The following is a 4,535-nucleotide window of genomic DNA, read 5'->3' on the forward strand; positions in this document are numbered from 1 at the left end:
GCTCGCTCAGGCGCGCCAGGCGCTCGGCGATCGGCGGGCCGACCTTCAGGCTGGTAGCGAACACTACCAGCAGGAAGGCGCTGATCAGCACCGGGTACCAGCGCAGCAATTGCGGGCTGTCGAACACCGCCAGCAGCACGCAGAAGGTGATCGCGGCCGCCGCCATCCAGCGCCCGCCGGCCTGCTGGCGGTGGGTCAGGGCACGGGCCAGCCACAGGCCGCCGAGCAACAGCCCGAACTGCCAGGGGGCCACGTGGGCCATGCCGAAATACACCGCAAAGGGGTACAGCAGACCGGCCAGCAGCAGCCCGAGGCCGATCAGGCGGTTCATGCCGCCGGGTTGACCAGGCGGTACACGGCCTCGACCACGTCGTTGACGGTGCGCACGGCCTTGAAGTCGTCGGCGGCGATCTTCTTGCCGGTCTGACGCTTGATGTGGTCGATCAGGTCGACGGCATCGATGCTGTCGATTTCCAGGTCCTGGTACAGGTTGGAGTCCAGGCTGATGCGCGCCGGGTCCAGTTCGAACAGTTCGACCAGCGCGTCGCGCAGGGTCGTGAAGATTTCGTCGCGGTTTTGCATGATGCGGTCTCAGGCTGCCTGTTTGGCGGTGACGAAAGCCGCAAGGCTGGCCACGCTGGTGAAATGATTGCGGGTGTCCTTGGCATCGGCGTCGATCTTGATGCCGTAGCGCTTCTGGATGGCCAGGCCGAGTTCCAGGGCGTCCACCGAATCCAGGCCCAGGCCTTCGCCGAACAGGGGCTGGTGGTTGTCGATATCGTCGGCACCGATGTCTTCCAGGCCCAGGGCCTCGATGATCAACAGCTTGATGTCATGGTTAAGGTCTTGCTGGCTCATCTATGGCGAGCTCCTTGATGAAATGCTGATGCAGATGGTCGTTCAGGCGCCGCGAGGCCTGCGGTGCAGGGCCAGCGGCGGCAAAGGTGTGTGGCTCTATATCGGCACCACGCGCAAACTGAAGTGCACGCGGCGCGTGGGGATGCGGTACCAGGGTTCGGCCTTGGTCAGGGTGGTGGGGCTGACCGTGATGGTGACCGGGGTGATGATCTTCGCACCGCGCAGGGCAATTGCGGCGGCGCCGCGATGAAAGGCCGGGGCGTGGCCGGGCTGGGTGCGCGTGCCTTCGGGAAAGATGATCAGGGTTTGCCCGCCTTGCAGCGCGGCGACGGCGGTGTCGAGCATGTCCATGCTGCCGTCGTTGCTGATGTAGCCGGTGGAACGCACCGGGCCGCGGGTGAAGGGGTTCTGCCAGAGGCTCTGCTTGACCACGCAGTTGGCATCGCGCACCAGGCCGATGAGAAACACCACGTCGATCAGCGACGGGTGGTTGGCGATGATCATCTGCCCAGGCCGGCCGAGCCGCTCGGCCCCGCTCACGCTGTAGGTGAGCACACCGCTGCGGTACATGAAGCGGATGAACAGCCAGAACAGCCGGCTCACCACTGCCCGCGCACGACGTCGGTGCGCCAGCGCATCCCCCGGCAGGCAGGCCAGCAGCGGGAACACCAGCACGCGCAGGCACAGCCCGCCGATGCCGAACAGGCAGAAGCTTGCAGCGGTGGCCAGCAGACGCCAGTAATAGGCGTCGCGCGGCTTGCTCAGGGCGTGCGTTGCCAGTTCCATGTGCGACGGTTCCAGGTGTGGGTGCAGGTGGTGGCGCCGCTCAGCGAGCCGCGCAGCCAGTTCAGGGCGTGCGGCCACGGCGCGGGTGCCGGCGCTTCGGCGGTGTCGCCCAGGCGCAGTGTCCATTGCTTGCCCGGGGTCAGCAGCAGCGCCAGGGCATAGGCAAAGGGTACGTCGTCGATCCACTGGCGGTAGGCCGGTGGTGGTTGTTCTTCGGTGATGATCAGCAGCACGGCCGGCGCCCCTTCATGCAGCAGTGTGGCGGCCTCGACCAGGCCCTGCTCGAAGCCGTCGCCGGCGCGGCCAGGGCGGTCATCTCGCTGGTTTCGTTGCGCAGGATCGACCACAGGCCGATCACCGCATTGTGCACCGACAGGCTGAACTGGGTGGGCGACAGCGGCTGTTCGGCGGCCAGGTCGCTGAGCATGTCGAAGGTGCGCGGGGTTTCCCCATGGCGCGACACGAACACCAGCGGCAGTGCCTCGTGGCCCTCGGCCAGCGGCCAGCCGACGCTGAACGCCATGCGGGCCAGGCGGCTCAGGCGGCGGCGCTGCAGGGCGGGCAGGAACGCTACATCAGGGGCGTGCTCGCCCGCTTCGGGCACGCACGGTGCAGCACTCCAGGCCTGCCAATCGGCAGCCGACTCGAGGCCCGGCGCCCAAGCGCGCCACTGACTGATGTTGAACGTGATCAAGATGGTGTACTTCCCGCCCTGAGAGGACTTCCTTGCCGTGGGGATGACTCGGAACACGACCTCTGAGGCTGTGGCGCAATCGCCGAGTGGCGCGCATTATCCCGGTGACGCCAGCGTGTAGCAATGCTGGTGGGGGTAGGACAAGCAGATTTTGCTTCGGTTTAATACCGTCTATCTGTTACTTGACGTGTAGGAGATCTGCGGTGTTGCGGCTGGGTGGTGCTGGCTAAACCGGCGCACCGCCCACATACTCGGTGCTTCCTGACACATGGAGGTTTGTACATGCGGCGCGTGGTGTTCAATCAGAAAGGTGGCGTAGGCAAATCGAGCATTGCCTGCAATCTGGCGGCGGTGAGTGCCAATGAGGGCTATCGAACCCTGTTGATCGACCTGGACGCCCAGGCCAACTCGACCCAGTACCTCACCGGCCTGACCGGCGAGGACATTCCCATGGGCATTGCCGACTTCTTCAAGCAGACCCTTTCGTCGGGGCCGTTCGCCAAGAGGAACAAGGTCGACATCTACCAGACCCCATTCGATAACCTGCACGTGGTGACCGCCACGGCGGAGCTGGCCGACCTGCAACCCAAGCTGGAGGCCAAGCACAAGATCAACAAGCTGCGAAAGCTGCTCGAAGAGCTGGACGAGGATTACGATCGGATCTACCTCGATACCCCGCCGGCGCTCAACTTTTATGCGGTTTCGGCATTGATCGCCGCTGATCGCGTGCTGATCCCCTTCGACTGCGACAGTTTTTCGCGCCAGGCGCTGTACGGCCTGCTGGCCGAGATCGAAGAACTCAAGGACGACCACAACGAAGACCTGCAAGTGGAGGGCATTGTGGTCAACCAGTTCCAGGCGCGTGCCAGCCTGCCGCAGCAGATGCTCGACGAGCTGATTGCCGAGGGCTTACCGGTGTTGCCGGTGTACCTCAACAGTTCGGTGAAGATGCGCGAGTCGCACCAGGCCAACCTGCCGCTGATCCACCTGGAGCCGCGGCACAAACTGACCCAGCAGTTCGTCGAACTGCATGCATTGCTTGAAGAGGGTGCCTAGACGCCCTGGCTGCGTAGCCATTCGAGCAGTTGCGGGAGCGGCAGTGCGCCGCTCTGGCGTGCCACTTCGCGGCCATTCCTGAACAGGATCAGGCTGGGGATCGAGCGAATCCCCAGTTGCCCGGCGAGTTGCTGATTGGTTTCGCTGTCGAGCTTGGCCAGGCGGCAGCGGCCACTGAGCTGGCGGGCGGCCTGTTCGAAGATGGGCGCGAACGACTTGCACGGCCCGCACCACTCGGCCCACACATCGATCAGCAGCGGCAGGTCGCCCTTGATCTGGCTGGCGTAGTCGCCCTGTTGCAGTTCGAACGGTGCGTTCAGCAGCACTGGCGCTTTGCAGCGCCCGCACTTGGGCGCATCGCCCAGGCGTGCGGCGGGGATGCGATTGAGGCCGTTGCAGTGCGGGCAGGGGATGTGCAGTGGGTCGGTCATGGCGGCGGTCCGGTGCAGGCGGTTGATGTCGGCTATCTGGAGGTGATGAGTGCGGATTGCAAGGTGGCGTCGACTGGCTCCAGGTCTCTGTGGCGAAGAGGCTGTAATGGTTTAGCATGAGGCCTCTCTGAACAGGCTAGGGACAGACCGATGGATTGCCAACATTCGCTCCACATTCGCGTATTCGTCGACCGAAACAAACGCGGCGAGCCCGTGCACGAAACCGTGCCGGTGCACGAGGTGGGCGAGCATACCTATGAGTTGCTGTCCTCGCCGGGGCTGGCGCTGAACATGGCACGCGGTGACATCATCTGTACCGCCATCCCCGACCAGCATGTCGAGGTGGTAAAGCGTGGCGGCAACTTCTGCATTCACATCTATGCCAATGAGCTGCCGCAGGATGCCGTGGACGCCCTGGAAGAAGCCGTGCAGACGCAGTTGGGCGGCACGCTGGACGGTCGCTACAAGGGCAACCTGACGCTGGCAGTGCCGGCCAGCAATGGTTTCGAGGCCATTGCCAAGGTGTTCGACGCGTTTCGTGAGCAGACCGGCGTGCAGTGGTATTACGCCAATATCTACAAGAACCTGCTCGACAACGATGATGAGACCTTGCTGAACTGGTGGCTGTGACGGCCCCTTCGCTGGCAAGCCAGCTCCCACAGGTCAGGCAGTGTTCAACCATCCGGTGAGTGGCTTGCCAGCGAAAGGCT

The 4,535-nt window shown here is 64.1% G+C and carries 6 protein-coding genes and 2 pseudogenes; 2 read left to right on the plus strand and 6 right to left on the minus strand.

Features of this window, described 5'->3' with window-relative positions:
- From G3436_RS22420 to G3436_RS22440, 5 genes and pseudogenes are all read right to left on the minus strand, one after another.
- Window positions 1-331 (minus strand): COG4648 family protein (locus tag G3436_RS22420; RefSeq protein WP_476644178.1); only part of this gene is annotated, 331 nt, incomplete at its 3' end.
- On the minus strand, window positions 328-582 hold the full coding sequence (locus tag G3436_RS22425) for an acyl carrier protein (RefSeq protein WP_163949615.1): 255 nt from the start codon (window positions 580-582) through the stop codon (window positions 328-330). The genes G3436_RS22425 and G3436_RS22420, both read right to left, overlap by 4 nt.
- Window positions 583-591: 9 nt before the next feature.
- Window positions 592-858, minus strand: a complete 267-nt coding sequence (locus G3436_RS22430) for a phosphopantetheine-binding protein (RefSeq protein ID WP_163949618.1) — start codon at window positions 856-858, stop codon at window positions 592-594.
- Window positions 839-1,644: pseudogene (locus tag G3436_RS22435) on the minus strand (lysophospholipid acyltransferase family protein). The gene G3436_RS22430 and the pseudogene G3436_RS22435 overlap by 20 nt, the downstream one beginning before the upstream one ends.
- A pseudogene (locus G3436_RS22440) lies at window positions 1,620-2,338 on the minus strand (beta-ketoacyl synthase chain length factor). The pseudogenes G3436_RS22435 and G3436_RS22440 overlap by 25 nt, the downstream one beginning before the upstream one ends.
- A 282-nt stretch (window positions 2,339-2,620) precedes the next feature.
- Between G3436_RS22440 and G3436_RS22445 the strand changes: the two are divergent.
- Window positions 2,621-3,394 (plus strand): ParA family protein, encoded by a 774-nt coding sequence (locus G3436_RS22445; RefSeq protein ID WP_163949621.1) that lies wholly within the window; start codon window positions 2,621-2,623, stop codon window positions 3,392-3,394.
- Here the strand turns inward: G3436_RS22445 and trxC are convergent.
- Complete coding sequence (gene trxC, locus G3436_RS22450; RefSeq protein WP_163949623.1) at window positions 3,391-3,825, minus strand: thioredoxin TrxC; 435 nt, start codon at window positions 3,823-3,825, stop codon at window positions 3,391-3,393. The genes G3436_RS22445 and trxC overlap by 4 nt on opposite strands.
- 150 nt (window positions 3,826-3,975) lie before the next feature.
- On the opposite strand from trxC, the gene G3436_RS22455 reads away from it, so the two are divergent.
- Complete coding sequence (locus G3436_RS22455; RefSeq protein WP_163949626.1) at window positions 3,976-4,455, plus strand: DUF4265 domain-containing protein; 480 nt, start codon at window positions 3,976-3,978, stop codon at window positions 4,453-4,455.
- Window positions 4,456-4,535: the final 80 nt, after the last annotated feature.

It is taken from the genome of Pseudomonas brassicae (assembly GCF_010671725.1).
Lineage (GTDB): Bacteria > Pseudomonadota > Gammaproteobacteria > Pseudomonadales > Pseudomonadaceae > Aquipseudomonas > Aquipseudomonas brassicae.

What these genes read in the sequence shown, in the direction of transcription:
- G3436_RS22425 (WP_163949615.1), bottom strand. Translation starts at nt 582, where the DNA reads ATGCAAAACCGCGACGAAATCTTCACGACCCTGCGCGACGCGCTGGTC.
- G3436_RS22430 (WP_163949618.1), bottom strand. Translation starts at nt 858, where the DNA reads ATGAGCCAGCAAGACCTTAACCATGACATCAAGCTGTTGATCATCGAG.
- G3436_RS22445 (WP_163949621.1), top strand. Translation starts at nt 2,621, where the DNA reads ATGCGGCGCGTGGTGTTCAATCAGAAAGGTGGCGTAGGCAAATCGAGC.
- trxC (WP_163949623.1), bottom strand. Translation starts at nt 3,825, where the DNA reads ATGACCGACCCACTGCACATCCCCTGCCCGCACTGCAACGGCCTCAAT.
- G3436_RS22455 (WP_163949626.1), top strand. Translation starts at nt 3,976, where the DNA reads ATGGATTGCCAACATTCGCTCCACATTCGCGTATTCGTCGACCGAAAC.